At 47.7% G+C, this 14,793-nt stretch carries 13 protein-coding genes and 1 pseudogene; 6 read left to right on the forward strand and 8 right to left on the reverse strand.

Annotation, left to right across the window (positions count from 1 at the left end; all coding sequences use genetic code 11):
- Positions 1–18: 18 nt before the first annotated feature.
- The 6 genes and pseudogenes from MJB10_RS23245 to coxB all read right to left on the reverse strand — a co-directional run bounded on the left by MJB10_RS23245 (position 19) and on the right by coxB (position 5,283).
- Complete coding sequence (locus MJB10_RS23245) at positions 19–474, reverse strand: DUF420 domain-containing protein (protein ID WP_314799090.1); 456 nt, start codon at positions 472–474, stop codon at positions 19–21.
- Positions 475–490: 16 nt separating this feature from the next.
- A complete protein-coding gene (locus MJB10_RS23250; RefSeq protein ID WP_314799093.1) occupies positions 491–1,342 on the reverse strand; it encodes a cytochrome c oxidase assembly protein in 852 nt (283 codons plus the stop codon).
- Between the two features lie 94 nt (positions 1,343–1,436).
- Entirely contained in the window at positions 1,437–1,754 is a 318-nt protein-coding gene (locus MJB10_RS23255; protein ID WP_314799096.1) for a cytochrome C oxidase subunit IV family protein, read from the reverse strand.
- Positions 1,755–2,369: a cytochrome (ubi)quinol oxidase subunit III gene (locus tag MJB10_RS23260; protein ID WP_314799099.1), complete on the reverse strand. Its 615-nt coding sequence runs from the start codon at positions 2,367–2,369 to the stop codon at positions 1,755–1,757. It abuts the gene before it with no gap.
- Positions 2,366–4,200, reverse strand: a pseudogene (ctaD, locus tag MJB10_RS23265) (cytochrome c oxidase subunit I). Before ctaD ends, MJB10_RS23260 begins: the two are co-directional and overlap by 4 nt.
- Positions 4,201–4,266: 66 nt before the next feature.
- Positions 4,267–5,283: a cytochrome c oxidase subunit II gene (coxB, locus tag MJB10_RS23270; RefSeq protein WP_314799101.1), complete on the reverse strand. Its 1,017-nt coding sequence runs from the start codon at positions 5,281–5,283 to the stop codon at positions 4,267–4,269.
- A gap of 279 nt (positions 5,284–5,562) precedes the next feature.
- On the opposite strand from coxB, the gene MJB10_RS23275 reads away from it, so the two are divergent.
- The 4 genes from MJB10_RS23275 to MJB10_RS23290 all read left to right on the forward strand — a co-directional run bounded on the left by MJB10_RS23275 (position 5,563) and on the right by MJB10_RS23290 (position 10,378).
- Positions 5,563–6,267 carry a hypothetical protein gene (locus MJB10_RS23275; RefSeq protein WP_314799104.1) on the forward strand — a complete coding sequence of 235 codons (705 nt, stop codon included), beginning with the start codon at positions 5,563–5,565 and terminating at the stop codon, positions 6,265–6,267.
- A 139-nt stretch (positions 6,268–6,406) separates the two neighbouring features.
- Positions 6,407–8,260 carry a DEAD/DEAH box helicase gene (locus tag MJB10_RS23280; RefSeq protein WP_314799107.1) on the forward strand — a complete coding sequence of 618 codons (1,854 nt, stop codon included), beginning with the start codon at positions 6,407–6,409 and terminating at the stop codon, positions 8,258–8,260.
- Positions 8,261–8,413: 153 nt separating this feature from the next.
- Positions 8,414–9,001, forward strand: a complete 588-nt coding sequence (locus tag MJB10_RS23285; protein WP_314799109.1) for a guanylate kinase — start codon at positions 8,414–8,416, stop codon at positions 8,999–9,001.
- 234 nt (positions 9,002–9,235) lie between these two features.
- Complete coding sequence (locus MJB10_RS23290; RefSeq protein WP_314799111.1) at positions 9,236–10,378, forward strand: conserved virulence factor C family protein; 1,143 nt, start codon at positions 9,236–9,238, stop codon at positions 10,376–10,378.
- A gap of 9 nt (positions 10,379–10,387) precedes the next feature.
- Here the strand turns inward: MJB10_RS23290 and MJB10_RS23295 are convergent, their stop codons facing one another.
- Positions 10,388–11,638 (reverse strand): M48 family metallopeptidase, encoded by a 1,251-nt coding sequence (locus tag MJB10_RS23295; RefSeq protein ID WP_314799113.1) that lies wholly within the window; start codon positions 11,636–11,638, stop codon positions 10,388–10,390.
- A gap of 124 nt (positions 11,639–11,762) precedes the next feature.
- On the opposite strand from MJB10_RS23295, the gene MJB10_RS23300 reads away from it, so the two are divergent.
- Together MJB10_RS23300 and MJB10_RS23305 are read left to right on the forward strand one after the other, a co-directional pair.
- Complete coding sequence (locus tag MJB10_RS23300) at positions 11,763–12,623, forward strand: C39 family peptidase (protein WP_314799116.1); 861 nt, start codon at positions 11,763–11,765, stop codon at positions 12,621–12,623.
- A gap of 92 nt (positions 12,624–12,715) precedes the next feature.
- Positions 12,716–14,188 carry a glycosyltransferase family 39 protein gene (locus MJB10_RS23305; protein ID WP_314799118.1) on the forward strand — a complete coding sequence of 491 codons (1,473 nt, stop codon included), beginning with the start codon at positions 12,716–12,718 and terminating at the stop codon, positions 14,186–14,188.
- A gap of 47 nt (positions 14,189–14,235) precedes the next feature.
- Here the strand turns inward: MJB10_RS23305 and infC are convergent, their stop codons facing one another.
- Positions 14,236–14,721 carry a translation initiation factor IF-3 gene (gene infC, locus MJB10_RS23310; RefSeq protein WP_314799119.1) on the reverse strand — a complete coding sequence of 162 codons (486 nt, stop codon included), beginning with the start codon at positions 14,719–14,721 and terminating at the stop codon, positions 14,236–14,238.
- Positions 14,722–14,793 lie beyond the last annotated feature (72 nt).

A 14,793-nucleotide genomic window follows, 5' to 3' on the forward strand; every position in this document is an offset into this window, starting at 1 on the left:
CAAGATCAGCGCCTTTAATTACAATCCGAAAATGGCATCAATCACAGGCTTCGTCGTTCCACCTGGATATAACACGTATAGCAATACATAGACGATCACGCCAGTCGGCGCTGTTAACAGCCAGATAATCGCGGCAACCCTGCCGATTTTCTTATGTTTCAAGAATTTCTTTTTGTAAGCGAACCATAAGGTGATCAGCCCAAGTACGCCTCCAAGCGTTGCCAATGCAATATGGAAAAATAGGAACAGGTGGTACGGCAGCTTCAAGCTTTCCGGTCCCCCAAAAGCTGTGTTCCCTTCGAATAACGTACGGGACATATAAATAAGGAAAAAAGCGAGCGCAAAAATCGCTCCAAGCACCATCAGCTTTTCATGAGTTTCTCGGTTCCCCTTGACGATATGGTACCAGCCAAACCCTACAAATATAGCACTAATCACGATAAACATCGTTGAAATCGTAGGCAAAATGTGCATCTTTCTAATCCTCTCTCTAAGCGCGGTTCCAATTCCCGCCTTGATTATTCGTACCCTCTTGGGATTCAATCGGATCCAACTCATCTTCCTCTTTACGCTCTCTGCGATACCAACGGAAGAAAATAAAAGCTAGCGTAGCGCCATAAATGATCTCCTGCAGGATTTTCATAATGACACCACCCAACTGCTGATCATCGATCGGTGACAGATGCGTAAAAGGAACAGTGACGTTGGCATACATATCATAAATGATCGAATCCGCAAAAATGATGAGCGCACAAGCGGGTGTCAGTAATATGCCGTTCCCGAAGATATACGCCATTTTTTTCAAATCCGTCAAACGATTTAGCTCAGGAAGTGGACAGAATACAGGGAACCACATCATGAAAGCCGTTACCAACAGCACGGTATGATAGAGCAGAAGCCATACATCATTCTTCATTAAGTTATCCATAATATAAGGCATATGGTAGATAGAGAATAGCATGTTAAACATAAATAGTGCAATTAACGGCCGTGTGAAAAAGGAAAACATGCCGCGGAACACGATGTTTTTCATGCATGCACGGAGGATCCAGGCTGGCGTTCCTAGCCAGATTAGTATCGGAACAATCAAGTACAGAATCGTCTGCGACAACATGTGCATACTGAACAAATAGTGATGACCGATATAATTAATCGGACTGCCTTGCCCAATATAAAATAAGACGAGCCCTGTGTAGAAAAGCAGCTGCCCTGAGATCGAAACTGGCTCCGATTTGGCGGCGCTCCCATTCACGACAAATCGACCATAACAATATCCGATCACGATGACGATCAACAATAAAACAGGATTCCACAAATCGAAAAATCCACCAATTTGACTCATACCTGCATCTTTTCTCCTTTCAGCTTCTTTCATAGGCTTCAACTAAAAAAAGAGGAGGCACTTTGTCTAGACAAAGTTGCCTCTTCTTGCTTTTTTACCACCAAACCCAATATACAGCTGTGATTACACCAGTGAGAGCAACAAGCGCGCCTCCACCGAGAAAGATAAGAGGGAATAAATGACCTCTCTCTTTCGCATGCATCCAGAAGAATAACTGTACGATCGCTTGCACAATCCCTAAGGACACGATGAAAATCAAGATAAATGAACGATCCAAATCTCCGTAAAGTACGACAGCGAATGCCAACATCGTGAGAAGAATCGAGATAATGTAAGTCAAGTAGTGATTCAAAGGTGATTCGTGTTTCACTCGTTTACTAGGTGCGTGTGTATCATGAGAATTGCTACCCATTTAGTGACCCACCTTCCCCATTAGATAAACAACTGTGAAGATAAACACCCAGACTAAGTCAATAAAGTGCCAGTACAGGGAAGCTACGTAGAACTTAGGTGCAGTAACCACTGTAAGACCTTTCTTAAGCCCTTGGATAATCAACAGCGTAATCCAGCAAACCCCGAATGCAACGTGAGCTCCGTGGAATCCAACTAGCGTATAGAACGAAGTGGAGAATGCACTTGTTACGAATTTATGACCTTCGTGAACGTATTCAGTAAATTCGTAAATTTCAAGACCTAAGAACGTAAGACCAAACAATACAGTGATCGCTAACCAGCCTAAGAGTTGACCGAGTTTTTGACGGTGCATCGCAATAATGGCGAATACGCTTGTTAAACTACTTGTCAAGAGAATGAATGTTGACCAACCAACTGTTTTGAGTTTGAATAGCTCATCAGCTGTAGGGCCGTCCGGAACAGAGTTCCGAAGGGCAATGTAAGTTGCGAATAAGCAACCGAACAAAACAACCTCTGCGCCAAGGAAAAGCCAAAAGCCAAGAACTTTATTTTTCCCTTCGAGGGTAGCCGTTTCCGGATTAGCAGGCAGTGCGCCCGTGTGATGACTACTCATGCCTTTACCCCCTTATGATCATCTTCAAGTTCTTCTGGCTCAATATGCCAACCGTGGTCGTCATAAACGGAACGTAAGAACATGCAAATTAGAGTAACAACAATGCCTGCTGCAGCTACATAGTAGTTTTTGTACATGAAGCCGAAACCTGCAATAAACAAACCAACTGACATCATGAGAGGCAAAATCGATGCGGACGGCATATGGATCGAACCGATCGGCTCAGCCGGCGTCATTTGTTTATTACCTGCCATTTTTTCTTTCCAGAAAGCATCTAATCCGCGAACAAGCGGAGTTTGTTTGAAGTTATACTCAGGTGCAGGTGACGAAATTGTCCACTCCAAGGAGCGACCATCCCATGGATCTGCAGGAGCTGTAACCGGTTTTCTTGCTGTAACGATGATGTTGATAAGAAACACCAACGTACCGATACCCATCAAGAACGCACCAACCGTTGAAACAAAGTTACCAACTTCAAGATCATACCCTGGTTGATACGTAAAGACGCGTCGTGGCATCCCCATTAGACCCAAGAAATGCTGCGGGAAGAATGTTAAATGGAAACCAATGAAGAACAACCAGAAATGTAATTTTCCTAAGCCTTCGCTTAACATGCGACCGAACATTTTCGGCCACCAATAGTAAAGACCTGCGAACAAACCAAGTACAAGACCACCAACGATGACGTAGTGGAAATGCGCGACTACGAAATACGTATCGTGATATTGGAAGTCAGCCGCTGGAATCGCAAGCATAACCCCTGTTGTTCCACCCATAACGAACGTTGGAATGAACGCTGTTGCGAAAACATTCGCAGTTGTGAAACGGATTTGACCACCCCATAGTGTGAACAACCAGTTAAAGATTTTCACACCCGTTGGAACAGCAATCGCCATCGTTGCAATCGAGAAGATCGAGTTAGCTACTGGGCCAAGACCTGATGTGAACATATGGTGGACCCAAACCATGAAGCCTAGAAAACCAATCAGAACTGTCGCGAATACCATGGAGCTGTATCCGAACAAGCGTTTTTTCGAGAAAGTAGAAACAATTTCAGAGATAATACCGAATGCTGGAAGGATCAAAATGTAAACTTCGGGGTGCCCGAAAATCCAGAATAGATGCTCCCACAGTACGTTGTTACCGCCACGGGCTGCATCGAAGAACGCACCACCGAAGACACGGTCAAACATAAGCTCCACCAATGCAACCGTGATTGCAGGGAAAGCAAGAACAATCAAACCTGAAGTTACAAAAGCAGACCACGTAAACATGGGCAAACGCATGTATGTAAGACCAGGAGCACGCATGTTAATAATCGTTACGAGGAAGTTAATCCCCCGATAAGTGTACCAATACCTGCAATTTGCAAGCCGAGTACATAGAAGTCGGTACCTTGCAAATTGTTTTGCAGAGTTTCGCCCCAACCTGAATCGGTAATCGAGGAAAGTGGTGCATATCCCGTCCAACCTGCATCAGGTGCGCCGCCTAAGAACCAACTTGTGTTCATCAGCACGCCGCCGGCAAAGAATAACCAGAAACCGAGTGAGTTCACGAAAGGGAATGCAACGTCCCTTGCCCCAATTTGTAACGGAACGATTGCATTCATGAAAGCGAAGATAACCGGCATGGCCGCAAAGAAAATCATCGTTGTTCCATGCATCGTTGTTAATTGGTTAAAGGAATCGCCAACAAAAATGTGTTGATCTGGATAAGCAAGTTGAATCCGGATCAAGATCGCTTCAAGTCCTCCGACAAGGAAGAAGAAGCCACCCGCTAGTAAATACAAGATACCGATTTTCTTATGATCGACGGTTGTAAGCCAATCCATAAGGCCGGTGTGTTTTTTTACTGGATGAGAGTGAGCCAACGTATGAACCTCCTTTACATCAAGAGTTTATTTCAATGTTTGTAAGTACGTAACAATTTCTTTAATTTGAGCATCGTCTAACTTACCGCCTGCTTCTTTACCGAATGCTGGCATTTTGTTACCTGGTTTAAGCTCTTGCGGATTATGTATCCACGAAGCGATGTTCTCAGGAGTATGTTCCAAGATACCTGCAAGTGTATCGCGATCTGCAAAGCCTTTTAGGTTAGGTGCAACCCCTGGGCCAGCTGCATTCACAGCATGACAAGACATACAGTTTTCTTTGAACAATTCTTCACCTTTTTGTGCATTCGCAGGCACGACAGAAGGTGCTTTCATTTTCGCAACCCAAGCATTAAAGTCAGCATCTGACTTCGCCGCTACCGTGAAGTTCATCAAAGCATGGGAAGCTCCGCAAAGCTCAGTACATCTACCTTGGAACGTTGCGATTTCATCTGCTTGCAAATAAAGCGTATTGCGAATTCCTGGGTTCGTATCGACTTTACCGCCGAGGGAAGGTACCCAGAACGCATGCGATACGTCAGCAGAGACGACATCAAAGGCAATGATTTTGTCCTTCGGAATCACAAGCTGTTGCGCTGTTGCGATACCAAGATCAGGATATTCAAACTGCCACCAGAACTGATGAGCAGTGACTTTCACATGGATAGCGTCTTTGTTTTTGTTGTAATTCTCGGAATGCTTGAACGTGTAGGATACTGTTGGCACCGCAAGTACTAACAGCAAGAGAATCGGAATAACTGTCCAGATAATCTCCAAAACATGACTGCCTTCGACTTGTTTCGGAATGCTTTCGTCGCCTTTACGCTTGCGAAAACGTACAAGAACATACACATAAATCGCAAATACGACAATTACGACAAAAATCATGATAAAGAGACTTAACTTCATTAAAAAAAGCTGCTCTGATGCCACTGGACCTTTAGGCACTAAAGCGGATAAGGTTGGGTCTCCACACCCGGTTAGCATGAGCGTCATCACCGCTAAAAGGGGTAGCAGACGCCAGAACTTTTTTACTTGACTCATTGTATCAACCCCACTTTTAAAACAATATTTTTACCACGAAGGCCATGCCCATGTCAATTCACTTTAATAACTATAAATTCGTGAAAACTTTTTGTCAATCGCTGTAGGAGAGTTCACAAATTGTTCTTAAACAGCGCTCTGTAGCGATATATTTCCCTCCATGGTTATTTCCATACACCCACCTCTTTATGCATAAAAGCCTTTATTTGTGAACACGTATAATTCACCCGAAACATCCCATCCTATAGACATTACAACGCATTAGGAGGTCTGTTCGATATGTTCAGGAAGTTAGGTTTTCCGATTTGTGGAATGATATTCCTTCTGCTTATTTTATCTGCTTGTGGTTATGGTGGTAATGGTGGGAAGGAGTATAGAGGCGATAAGCATAATACCACCACGATGAATTTCAGGGATCCTGTCGAAAAAGGTCAGGAAAAAGATCGTGCCTATCAAGTCCAGCAACTTTCAGGTCCAGTCACTCACAACAATACAAAAATCGAATATAGTCAATACCTATCTGATCAAGTGAACAATATGGATGGTGTGAATACTGCCCTGGTTATGATAACAAATCAAAATGCTTATGTAGCTTTGATGATGGACAGCAGCGCAGTCGGGACAAAGAGCACAACCCAAGAAACTAATAATCAAGGGACACAAAAAGGGTTTTATAACGATCACAATCCCTACGATGATTCATTGCCGTCTAACGATTTGAATAAAGGTTACAATAGTTATGAAACAGCTGTGCATCACGATTTATTATCGCATCGCTTCAAACAAGCCATCGCTGAGAAGATTCGCGTGCTTCAACCCGATCTCATGGATGTTTACATCTCAGCTAATCGTGACTTTTTGAATAAAATGAACAACTATGCGCAGGAAAGTTGGAAAGGCCACTCCCTCATGCCGTTATTAACTGATTTTAATCAGACGGTAACGCGCATTTTCGGAACGGCGCAGGCATTGCCACAGAATTAGATCCAAGACGGATATCTTCTATTAATAAAGATGTTTATTTCTGCTTCGGGGTCGGCTCCTGTTTTCATTTGTCGGGCATTCCTGTACAATGAGGGAATCGTCTTTACTAAGAAGGAAAAAGGGAGCTGGCCAATTACCCATGTCAAATGGATTTGCCTCATTAGGAATTAAAGAATCGATCGTTCAAGTTTTGCAAAATCAAGGTGTCGTAGAACCGACGCCAATTCAACGTGAAGCCATTCCTGTTCTATTAAAAGGGTCGGACGTTATTGCACAAGCGCAAACAGGTACAGGTAAAACCCTTGCCTTCGTACTTCCTATATTAGAAAGCATTGATGTAGAAAGCCCTGATGTTCAAGCTCTTATTCTTACACCAACCCGTGAGTTAGCGATTCAGATCAGTAACGAACTCAAAACGCTAGTCCCTGTGACGGGTGCCAAGGTTCTCGCTGCTTATGGCGGGCAAGATGTAGAAAAACAGCTTAGAAAGCTTCAAGGTAACATACATATAGTAGTAGGAACACCTGGAAGACTGCTTGATCATCTGCGTCGCGGGTCCATCAATTTCTACAAATTGAAAATCCTCGTATTAGATGAAGCGGATCAAATGCTGCACATGGGCTTTCTGCACGAAGTAAAGGATATCATTGCTCAGACGTCACCTTACCGACAAACACTGCTTTTCTCCGCTACAATGCCTGAGCAGGTCATTAACCTGTCCAAGGCTTATATGAAAGAAGCCAAAGAAATTAAAATTCAAAGTAAACAAGTGACGTTATCCGAAATTCAACAAGTCCTTGTCTCTACAACTGATCGTGAGAAACCAGACGCATTACTGGCAGCGATTAAGCAGTATCGTCCTTATCTGGCGATGATTTTTTGCCGGACGAAAGCAAAGGCTATGGCGGTCAATGAATATTTGCAGGAAAACGGCCTCATGGCGGATGAATTGCACGGCGATTTGTCGCAGGCTAAACGCGAGCAAGTCATGAAACGCTTCAGAGAAGGCCGCATCGAGCTTCTCGTCGCAACTGACATCGCTGCTCGCGGTCTAGATGTTGAAGGGGTAACGCATATTTTCAATTATGATGTACCTCAAGACGCAGAGAGCTACATTCACCGTATAGGCCGGACGGGTCGTGCGGGTGAATCAGGTGTAGCTGTGACGTTCGTCACACCTAGAGATATGCAGGCGATTGAGCTCATCGAGAGAGGCATTAAGATGTCTTTGCGCAGTCCTGACCAACAGCAGCGACGTGTTCGTTCAAACTCTGAAGAATTCGCAGCAACAGAAGGCAGAGGGTCTGGTCGAAAAGGCAGTGCTAGCGCTGCGCGCGGCGGCAGACGCAATGATCGCGGCAACGCGCAAGAGCAACGCGGAGGCCGTGGTGGCAGAGCGGGTTCACGTGAAGCTCGCGGAGATCGTTCGAACGTACAGTATGGCGAGCGCAATGGCGGCTTCGGAGCCAAAAACGAGAAGTTCGGCGTTCGCGGCGGCGCGGCAACTGGTGTTGCACGTCCAGCGGGACGCCCAGCGAAAGTCAATACCGAGCGCAATCCCAACACATGGGGACGCGCAGAAGTACGCGAGCCAGAGGCGACGAACGCAGCCCCTGCACGTGGTGGGAACTTTGGCGCAGCCAAAGCTCGCGTAACTAGCGCGTCACGCGGCGGTGAGGGTACTGAGCGCAAGCGCTCAGCACCACATGGCGATAAGTCTTACTCGCCATATAATAAGTATGCTGGCGCAGGGCGTGAAGACGCGGCTAGCGCGTCGCGCACAATCCGCGGCGGCAAGGGCCGTGGCGACAGCGCGGAGCGCGGCGGCGGTTTTGGCGGCGCTCGCGGCGGCCAAGGCGGCGCGCGCGGCGATAGCTTTGGGGCGCGTGGCGGCCAGGGCGGCGCGCGCGGCGGAGAAAGATCTGGCGGGCCTCGTGGCGGTCAAGGCGGAGTACGTAGCGGAGCACCTCGCGGCACCCGTGGAAAGCGCTAGAAAGCGAAGCGTTTTCACGCAATACTTTACCGATGCTGCTCTGACGTTGTACACTAGAGGTATGGTTTCTTAGGATCCTACATTTCAAAAATCGTTTCAACCCGTGCTCGCACGTAGGATTTACCCCCCATCCAATCGAAGGAGGTATGTTCCATGTACGCATTAAAGGATAAGGAAATGATTTTTGTATTCACAGGCCCACACGGGGCAGGCCGTAAAACCGTTGCCGAAATGTCCGGCTCAACACTTGGTATGAAGCAAGTGATTTCCTACACCACGCGACCTCCGAAAGCCACTGAGGAAGATGGTCAGGATTATCACTTCATTTCTCCCGCACAATTTGTTCAAGCACAAGCTAACGGTGAATTCATCGAAGTTAGTACCGTGAACGACCATCTCTATGGCATCAAAAGTGCAGATATCGAGCGCATGTTTCAGCTTAGCGGGAGCATCTACTTGATTCTCAATCGTTTTGGCGCCGAAACACTCAAGAAGCTGTACGGCGATCATGTGGTCCAAATCTTCATCTATGCCCAGCGAGATACACTCGAAGAGCGGATGAAAGAAAGCGGAGATTCAGAAGAAATCGCCTCTAAATATTTGTCCGATTACGAGGCTGAATTAGCGTATCGCGATCAATGTGACCACGTTTTTGAAAATGTCGATCTCGCGCATACGGTGTTCGACCTCACGAAAACCTTAGATAAATACTTAAATCGTAACCTCGTTGACTTAGACTAGGAGCGAAGGGCACTAGCTGCCGATAAAAGGCCTGGACGGTCCCCCGTCTGGGTCTTTTCAATATTTAAAAAAGTAAAAGTTTAAGGCTAACCTAACTCAAGCTCAGCGGGCTTCATGACCGGTGAGTTAGTCCAAATAATCGACTAACTCAAGCGCTTGCTGTGCCCACTCGCTGAAAATGATAAAAAGACGGCGCAATCGTTAATTTTGATGATAATTTAAGGAGTTAAACAAATGAAAATCCTTTCAATCGAACCGACACCAAGCCCGAATTCCATGAAGCTCAATATGGATGAGTCGTTACCTGCTGGTGTACGGGAAACGTATACGAAAAACAATCTTGCCGATGCACCTGCAGCTGTACAGCAATTGCTTGGGGTCGCGGGTGTGATCAGCGTATTTCACGCGGCTGATTTCATTGCGGTCGATCGCAGCTCCAAAGGCGATTGGCAGTTGATTTTGGCGCAAGCGCGCGCGATCTTCGGTGAAGCACAGCCAAGCGCAGATCAAGGCGCTCCATCTCCCGCGCCCCAGGCAGATGCTGCCTTCGGCGAAGCACAGGTGCTCGTGCAGATGTTTCGCGGTATTCCGCTCCAGGTGAGGGTGCGCGCAGGCGCAGAAGAAGTGCGCGTCGGCATGCCAACGCGCTTCACGGAAGCCGCCGTCCGCGCAGGTACGGCTTCGCCGAACCTAATCAAAGAGCGGAAGCTCGAGGAGCTCGGCGTCCGCTACGGCGAGCTGGGGGACATCGCGGGCGAGGTCGTCCAGGAACTGGACGCCTCTTACGACGATGCCCGCGTCGAAGAGCTGGTCTCCCTCGCGATGCGGGAGACCCAAGACCTCCCTGTGGCGGATTCCGCCGCCACAGGAGACATGAGCGCAGCCGCGGAGCAGCTGCGCCACAGCGACTGGAAGCTGCGCTACGCCGCGCTTCAGAAGATCCAGCCGTCGCTTACGACGCTGCCGCTGCTCGTCCATGCCCTGCAGGACGAGAACACGTCGCTACGGCGACTTGCCACGGTGTACCTCGGGGACATCAAGGAGCCCGAGGTACTGCCCTATCTGTATCGTGCCCTCGAGGACGATTCACCTTCCGTGCGCCGGACAGCGGGAGATACGCTGTCCGATCTCGGCGACCCCGCCGCGATGCCGGCGATGGCGAAGGCATTGACGGACCGCAACAAGCTGGTCCGTTGGCGGGCGGCGCGGTTCCTCTACGAAGTCGGGGACCGCTCGGTGTTAGAGGCGCTGCGACAAGCAGCGGATGATCCCGAATTCGAGGTGCGCATGCAGGTGAAGATCGCGCTTGAGCGGATCGAAGGCGGCCATGCCGCAGAAGGTTCGGTCTGGCAGCAAATGACCCGCAGGAATGACTAGCTCGCTCAGTTATTTTTTCGCAAACTGCTCAAAATACTGAATTCTTTCTAGAATCGTTGGATGAGAACCTCGGAACCATTGCACCAGCTTCGGCTGAGTAACGGGACTGAGGTTTTCTTGCGCGATATGCTGAAAAGCGCGAATAGCGGCATCGCCATCTCCTGTCATTTTCATCGCATACACATCGGCCCGGTGTTCAATCACACGCGAGAAGGCGTTCTGCGCCGGCGCGGAAAGAAAGCTCATCAACGCGATCAGCAGCAATAAAATCGGCAAAGCCGCAAGATCCCGCTCCCCACTGAAACCCCAAACCGCCCCCCAGCGCTTCAGGAAATAACGATAAGCGTGAAAGGCCAGCCAAAAGCCCACAAAGCTGAGCGCAACACCGTAAGCGATCCCCCAATAGATGTGCCGCTCCACATAGTGCCCCATTTCATGCGCCATCACCGTCATAATTTCATTTGGCTGCAGCTTGTTCAGAATCGTATCCCACAGCACAATCCGCGCGTTCCCTCCAATTCCGTTCACATAGGCGTTAATCGCCTTGGTCCTCTCCGACATATTAACCTCGTAAACCTGATCCGTCGGGATATTGGCGCGAGCTGCCAGATCGAGGATTTGTGCTTTGAGTTCTTGATTCTGGAGAGGTTTGAAATCGTTATACAGCGGATCGAGTACGACGGGTTGAATGAACGTAACGAATAAGATCAAGGGGATCGAAATGAGCCAGAGCCATACCCACCACTTCGTTGGACTCTTTGACGAGATCCATCTGAACAGTCCGACCATCACCATCGTGCCGATACAGTCGATAAGAAACGATTTGCCATGATCCCCTAAGAACATGGCGGGCGTTTCAGTGGATAAGCCGTAAGCTTGGTCGATTTTGAACAGGAACACATCAATCGGCAGGAAGAATACGTCCAATACGAGCGTAAACAGGAACACGAACAGCATCACTTGCAGAAAAGAAGCCCGACACAGCTTCTCCGCAAGTTGGCGGAAGGAGATCGCAACGCCGAATAGTAGAACGGTCACTCCCATTTGCAACGGCGTGCTTAGAAAAAAGGTTAACGAATGAATGCGAGACAGCGTGTCGGCTTTGGCAATTTCGGCATGTGTCATGAATGTGTTCGGATCTGCCGCGGTGCCAATCATCGCAGCAGGGATGCGGAACCCATCCCCCTGAAACACATACACCACGATGAAAATGGCATAACAGGCAAAAGCGGCTAAACACCACAAATAAAATCGTTTCATCTTATTCCTCCGTGTTTCTCAGTACGAGTTGGCAAGGCTTGTATACTTAATCTATGCGCAGGTTAGTTGCATTATCAGTCCTCTCATGATGTAATAAAAACATACCTAAGAACGGACGTGCGATATGAAAAAAGTCATCATTTGGGCTGGACTGGCACTGTCCAGTCTCACGCTTATTGTAATAGCTAGAACGAACTTGTTTCTTGCGGACAAGCACGAGACATCTCTTCATTCTTCGAAAGTTGCAGCAACAAGTCCTGCTCCGACAGCCAGCTGGACGAAGAAACCGACCTCCAGCGTACCTGCTTCTAGATCTGCTGCGACTGCAACCGTACCTGCAACTCCAACTGCGGCGCCTTCGGAAACGCCAGCCACAGCAGCCGCTCCCACTCAGCATCATGTCCAGATCGCGGGCATTCCTGCCCTCTCTCAGCTCCCCGAGCTGCCTAACGGATGCGAAGCGGTCGCTGCGACTATGCTGCTTAACTGGGCAGGACTGCCGATCACCAAAGAGGAAGTTGCGGATGCCCTGCCAAAAGGGGACATGCCCTACGAGAACGAATTCGGCGCCTTCGTCGGAAGCAATCCCAAAGATGTCTTTGTCGGCGATCCGTATGAGGCTGGTTATGGCATTTACCATACACCTATGGCCAAGCTGATGAATCAATGGCTGCCTGGTCATATTCGTGACCTCACGGGCACCTCATTCGAGGATTTGCTAGATGTCCTGGCACATGGCAGTCCAGCCATGGTCTGGGCTACCGAGCATATGGACACGCCATATTGGGACTTGGAGTGGGAAGACGAGGATGGCGAACTTGTGGAGTGGTATCAGCCTGAGCACGCGCTCCTTCTGACAGGTTGGGACGATGACTACGCCTATATGAACGACCCTATGACCGGCGAGCAGGAGGCTTATCCGTTGGAAGACTTCCATAAAGTCTGGGAGTTGATGGGGTCTCAAGCGATTACGATTATTAGCTAGCAACTCGGAGATTGCAACGATCTTGACTACACCGCACAATTCCATTACGATTGTTCTATATAAAGAACAATTTGTCATGAGGAGCGGTTTCGATGAGTAAAGCGTTTGCTGTCTTGAAGAACCTAAGCGACAAGGTCATGATTACTTTTGTGCTAGCCATCTTCTTTTTTACACTATTAGGCTTCCTAGTTACCATCACGACCTATATGAAATCCTATAGCAACATCGTTTCATGGTTAGAATGGATCTGGGTGCTTCCTGCCATCCTTCTATTCTATTTGTGCATCCAGCTAGGAAAATTTTTTCAAAGGAAAAGTGAGTTGCACCTTGTCATTTTCGCTGTCACGGCGGCTACGATTTGTTATCTTATCCTCAATCTCTCCTACAACACCCTCCCCGTAAGTGACTACAAAGATATTTGGACCGGAGCAAATGAGATGGCAGCAGGCACATTTACGGGCGGTCACGATCCTTCAAATTATTTCTACTACTACAATTGGCAGGTCGGTATCGCTGCTTTTGAATCTATCATCATTCGGATATTCGGTTCACATTTTTGGGTGCTCAAAATACTCAATATTATTATACTAAATCTCATTTCTTGGGGGATTTATCGGATTGCTAAGAAGAAGACAGGCCGAGAGGCTGCCTGCATCACCTATATGATCACGATTTTCTATCTCCCTTACTTACTGAGCGTACCGCAATTTTCAAATCAGCATCTTACGCTTCTCTTGCTACTGGTTGCCTTTCATTGGATTGAAAAAAACAAGTTTGCCTTTTCCGCCTTGACGGGTCTGTTATTGGCTGTTTTAAACATTTTGAGACCTGTCGCCATCGTTGTCGTATTAACAATACTTTGTTATTGGCTGTACGTATTTTTCCGCGATCGTGCATTCAAAAAATGGATCCTGCACTCCGCTCTCCTCGCACTTACGTTCTTCATAGCAGTAAGCGGTTTCGATAAGCTTTTCGTGAAAATCGACTATGCGGATGCTCCTGTCAGCCAACCTAAAATGCCCTATTTTAAATATGTAAAAGGGTTGGGGGGAGATCAGGGCTTTGACAAACTGGCTAAGCTCAGCTATGACTACGAGACGTTTAATCAGATTCAGAAGGAGCAGCTAAATAGTCTGATTACCGAGCAACCGGTGAGCACCGTCATCTTCGTCATCAATAAAATGTGCAGGTATTGGGGATTGTTTGACTATCAATTTGAGCATACGTTTAATCATGATCCCGATTACTACTATCAGTATCCAGTGAAAGCATTGTATATGATCAGCTGGTTCCAATACATGCTCTGCATCCTATTAGCTTTAATAGGATTTCGATTATGGAAACAAAAGCATGACATGGATGTCTACGTTATTTTTTTCATCGGATATAATCTAGTCTATCTGTTGATTGAAGCCTTTTCGTCCTACCGCTTTATCGTCTACCCCTTTATCATCATCATGTCTGGTTATGCGATTCATGAGCTACGGCTTTACGAGATCAATCGCATTGTGAGCATTGTAAAAATGAAAAGTAAGAAGCCATTTGCGCGAACACGCTCCTTGTAATTAAAAAAGCATGAACTGCCCCTCCAAGGGTTGTCCATGCTTACTCATTAAAGCGGGTCCAATTGAACCGCCGCTTGTTTGCCGCTCAATTGAATGCCCGTGTGCTTCTTGCCGAAGGCGCTGAGCTCCTTCACTAACCCCTCAAGCAATTCCTTCGCTCGCGCGCCCTCTTTGCCGGTGATTTTCACGACGAGCAGCACTGCGTCGCCGCTCTTCAGCATGCGCTCCGCTTGCGAGCGCTTCGTGTCCAAATCATGATCTTCGATATTCGCCGTTAAGCGAAGCTCTTTCACTTTAGGCCCTTGCGCTTGTTTCCGCGCTTGCTGCTTCTCATGCAAGATTTCCTGCTTCGCAGTGCCAGCACCAATTAGCTTGCAAGGCGGCGGGCTGCTCATGAGCGAGGTGCAGACGAGGTCAACTTTCAGCTTTTTCGCTAGAGCTAGAGCTTCTTTCGTTGCCATCACGCCCAAGTCCTCACCTTGCAGGCCCGTGACGTGAACTTCAGATGCTTTAATTTTCTCATTCTTAATCATTGTGAATCCACCTGATCTTTCGCTATAATGAACCCAACCACAGGTATAAGGGCAGCCCTTGGTTGAACGGTA

Origin of the sequence: Paenibacillus sp. MBLB1832 (assembly GCF_032271945.1) — a bacterium.
Taxonomy (GTDB): domain Bacteria; phylum Bacillota; class Bacilli; order Paenibacillales; family NBRC-103111; genus Paenibacillus_E; species Paenibacillus_E roseopurpureus.

Excerpts from the sequence above, each read along its gene's own strand:
- MJB10_RS23245 (WP_314799090.1), bottom strand. The coding sequence starts at position 474 with ATGCACATTTTGCCTACGATTTCAACGATGTTTATCGTGATTAGTGCT.
- MJB10_RS23280 (WP_314799107.1), top strand. The coding sequence starts at position 6,407 with ATGTCAAATGGATTTGCCTCATTAGGAATTAAAGAATCGATCGTTCAA.
- MJB10_RS23300 (WP_314799116.1), top strand. The coding sequence starts at position 11,763 with ATGAAAAAAGTCATCATTTGGGCTGGACTGGCACTGTCCAGTCTCACG.
- MJB10_RS23275 (WP_314799104.1), top strand. The coding sequence starts at position 5,563 with ATGTTCAGGAAGTTAGGTTTTCCGATTTGTGGAATGATATTCCTTCTG.
- MJB10_RS23285 (WP_314799109.1), top strand. The coding sequence starts at position 8,414 with ATGTACGCATTAAAGGATAAGGAAATGATTTTTGTATTCACAGGCCCA.
- MJB10_RS23260 (WP_314799099.1), bottom strand. The coding sequence starts at position 2,369 with ATGAGTAGTCATCACACGGGCGCACTGCCTGCTAATCCGGAAACGGCT.
- MJB10_RS23295 (WP_314799113.1), bottom strand. The coding sequence starts at position 11,638 with ATGAAACGATTTTATTTGTGGTGTTTAGCCGCTTTTGCCTGTTATGCC.
- MJB10_RS23255 (WP_314799096.1), bottom strand. The coding sequence starts at position 1,754 with ATGGGTAGCAATTCTCATGATACACACGCACCTAGTAAACGAGTGAAA.
- MJB10_RS23290 (WP_314799111.1), top strand. The coding sequence starts at position 9,236 with ATGAAAATCCTTTCAATCGAACCGACACCAAGCCCGAATTCCATGAAG.
- MJB10_RS23305 (WP_314799118.1), top strand. The coding sequence starts at position 12,716 with ATGAGTAAAGCGTTTGCTGTCTTGAAGAACCTAAGCGACAAGGTCATG.
- coxB (WP_314799101.1), bottom strand. The coding sequence starts at position 5,283 with ATGAGTCAAGTAAAAAAGTTCTGGCGTCTGCTACCCCTTTTAGCGGTG.
- MJB10_RS23250 (WP_314799093.1), bottom strand. The coding sequence starts at position 1,342 with ATGAGTCAAATTGGTGGATTTTTCGATTTGTGGAATCCTGTTTTATTG.
- infC (WP_314799119.1), bottom strand. The coding sequence starts at position 14,721 with ATGATTAAGAATGAGAAAATTAAAGCATCTGAAGTTCACGTCACGGGC.